This is a genomic window from Pseudoalteromonas sp. Z9A5, from assembly GCF_011378875.1.
Classification (GTDB): Bacteria; Pseudomonadota; Gammaproteobacteria; order Enterobacterales; family Alteromonadaceae; genus Pseudoalteromonas.
In genome coordinates, this window is sequence record NZ_WTLC01000089.1 from 1 (window position 1) to 2,552 (window position 2,552).

Genomic DNA, 2,552 nt, shown 5'->3' on the forward strand with positions numbered 1-2,552 from the left:
ATTGAGTCTAAATAATAAGATCACTTGATTTTTGAATAAAAAGATCAAGAAAACACAGCTGCCTGCTTGACCGGAATTTTCTAATGGGTGACCCCTATGGTTCTGACGAATCAATGATATTTAGGCTAAATAAGTTAATAATTGAAGATGATAAGGGCAAACTAAAATTCGAAAAATTCGAGATAGTTTGATGTATGAAGTCAAGGTTTGACCTTTTTGGCTCTTTTAATAGCCTAAAGTTCATAGTTATGTAAAAATAAACTGAGTTTACAAGTATGCAAATTTACAATTAAAGGAGTAATAATGATTTCACTTAAAATGACAGGTTCAGTTGGAGATAAAGGGAAAAATTCGTCTGTAGATATTTATTTAATTAAAGCTTTACTCAATACTTATGCAAGGCAAATTTGTAGAAAACCTCTTAAGGTGAATAATAAATTTGATACAGACAGCCTCTCCCTATTAAATGACTTTCAAAAAATGTAGTTAAAATGGGAACACCCGATGGGGTCGTATCTAGTAATCAAAGAACCTTTAAGGTACTTGTAAGCAATTTAAAAAATAGCTTTAGATTAAGCTCTATAACTTCGCCAACTAGAGGAGTTTTAACTTGGGACTCTGAAGGTAAAGAAGGTGGTCTCTTTCATAGCCGTATTCTCCATGTTCCGAATCTCGTGTCTGGATTAACGCTTGGACGAGGCTATGATATGAAAGGCAAATCCTCTACGAGAGTCCAAACCGAGCTTGTAAAAGCTGGACTTTCATTATTTCATGCTCAGAAGTTAAGCAGAGGTGCGCGCTTATCGGGTATAAATGCTGAACGGTTTATTGTAGAAAATGATCTTCTTGACTTTCAAATTACAGCCCCAGCTCAACTTGCTCTTTTTAATATTGCATATTCATATGAAGAGTCTGAAGTAAAGCGCATTTGTAATAAAGGAGATACAGTAAAAAAATATGGTACGGTTGATTTTGATTTAATGCCAAAATCAGTTTTAGAATTATTCGTTGATTTGAAATATCGCGGTGATTACTCGCCTAAAACGAGAGAGTTTTTACAAGAACCTCTTTCGAAAGGAGATATAAGCAATATTAAAACGCTTATGAGTGATCGTTCTAAATGGGCTCATGTACCCATTGAGCGTTTTAATATGAGAAGTAAATTTGCTTCATTAATACCTCTTGGAGTAACACCATGAATAACTTAAAAAGTCTATTTGTATTATTATTATTATTCCCTTTCACGGCTTGTATGGCTGTAGTCAATGAGAATAAAGCCGACTTAAAACCTTCAGTTATGATCGAGGGTGAATACCAAGGGAAAATGGCTACTTACCTTAGCTATAATACAGAAGACTATCCTTGTTTTAAAATAAAGCTAGGTGAGTCAGGTAGCAAAGAATTTTGTAGTTTTACAGATGAAATAGGCGAAGTGACTGATGCGAGAAAAGACGTGAGTGCTATTTCATATAAAAATGTTAAGTTTACGAAAGATGCTTTAAAATTAGTAATTGATATAAGTGCCAGAGGACCTGGGCGATTTTTCCTTGATTGTACTATTTCATTTTCAGACTTTGTTAATAGTGAACCGCGCTGTACTTTTAGAGATGCGGAATATTAACCTAAATATTTAATAATTAGCATAAAAAAAGCGTCGCCTTTGAGCAACGCTTTTCTGTATTTTTCTAATAGCTGGTAGCTAACTTACTCTGCCATTAGCTTACTCTGCTGCGAGATAGTCCAAAACCACTTGATGATGGTCTTTGGTTTTAAACTTATCAAATAGGTGTTTAACTTTACCGTCTTGGCCTACTAAAAACGTAAGGCGGTGAATACCATCGTACTCTTTACCCATAAACTTTTTGTAGCCCCATACACCAAATGCTTCAGCAATGGCGTGGTCTTCATCGGATAGCAGGTCAAAGTTAAGCTCTTTTTTCATTTCAAAGTTTTTCAGGCGCTTAATCGGATCTGGGCTAATACCTACAACGCGGGTGTTAAATTTAGCAAGCTCGGCTTGTTGGTCGCGTAGGTTTTCGGCTTGTACAGTACAGCCCGGCGTTGACGCTTTAGGGTAAAAGTACACAAGCACTTGTTGCTCTTTTAACAGCTCGCTTAATGTTACTGTTTCGTCGTTTTGGTTTTGTAGGCTAAAAGCGGGGGCAGTATCGCCGGCTTGTAATGGACTAATTGTGTTCATGTTTAGCATCCTTAACGAATTCGTTTAAAAATATAATCTACGTTTAACGTGTGAGAAAGGGTCTCAAAACTAATTTTAAATTGATCTATATCTACATCAACCGGAAAGAGCCAATGGGGTCAAATCCTGAGGGATCCCCACAATTATTAAGAAAGAGCCAATGGGGTCAAATCCTGAGGAATCCCCACAATTTGATAATATAAATCAATAAGGTAGTTTAAAAAACAGTTGAAGTGCACAGCCAATTTTGATCTTAGATGTTTTTCCGACCAAAGAAATTACAAAGTAAATCGACTATGCACTTGAGTAAATTATTACATAAAACTTTTTCTAATACAGCGGGTATTATTGA

The 2,552-nt window shown here is 35.7% G+C and carries 4 protein-coding genes and 1 pseudogene; 3 read left to right on the forward strand and 2 right to left on the reverse strand.

What is annotated here, in order from left to right; genetic code table 11:
* Window positions 1-303 precede the first annotated feature (303 nt).
* Genes GQR56_RS21045 through GQR56_RS21055 form a run of 3 tightly spaced genes read left to right on the forward strand, consistent with a single transcriptional unit; the run spans window position 304 to window position 1,621 of the window.
* Complete coding sequence (locus GQR56_RS21045) at window positions 304-486, forward strand: hypothetical protein (protein WP_166115312.1); 183 nt, start codon at window positions 304-306, stop codon at window positions 484-486.
* A 5-nt stretch (window positions 487-491) separates the two neighbouring features.
* A complete protein-coding gene (locus tag GQR56_RS21050) occupies window positions 492-1,199 on the forward strand; it encodes a hypothetical protein (RefSeq protein ID WP_166115314.1) in 708 nt (235 codons plus the stop codon).
* A complete protein-coding gene (locus tag GQR56_RS21055; RefSeq protein WP_166115316.1) occupies window positions 1,196-1,621 on the forward strand; it encodes a hypothetical protein in 426 nt (141 codons plus the stop codon). The genes GQR56_RS21050 and GQR56_RS21055 overlap by 4 nt, the downstream gene beginning before the upstream one ends.
* Before the next feature lie 99 nt (window positions 1,622-1,720).
* On the opposite strand, the gene bcp is transcribed toward GQR56_RS21055, so the two are convergent.
* Both bcp and GQR56_RS21065 read right to left on the reverse strand, forming a co-directional pair.
* Window positions 1,721-2,200, reverse strand: a complete 480-nt coding sequence (gene bcp / locus GQR56_RS21060; protein WP_166115319.1) for a thioredoxin-dependent thiol peroxidase — start codon at window positions 2,198-2,200, stop codon at window positions 1,721-1,723.
* Window positions 2,201-2,211: 11 nt separating this feature from the next.
* A pseudogene (locus GQR56_RS21065) lies at window positions 2,212-2,304 on the reverse strand (glycine cleavage system transcriptional repressor); the annotation flags it as partial.
* Between the last annotated feature and the right edge of the window lie 248 nt (window positions 2,305-2,552).

Coding starts and splice junctions, on each gene's coding strand:
- GQR56_RS21055 (WP_166115316.1), top strand. CDS start 1,196: ATGAATAACTTAAAAAGTCTATTTGTATTATTATTATTATTCCCTTTC.
- bcp (WP_166115319.1), bottom strand. CDS start 2,200: ATGAACACAATTAGTCCATTACAAGCCGGCGATACTGCCCCCGCTTTT.
- GQR56_RS21050 (WP_166115314.1), top strand. CDS start 492: ATGGGAACACCCGATGGGGTCGTATCTAGTAATCAAAGAACCTTTAAG.
- GQR56_RS21045 (WP_166115312.1), top strand. CDS start 304: ATGATTTCACTTAAAATGACAGGTTCAGTTGGAGATAAAGGGAAAAAT.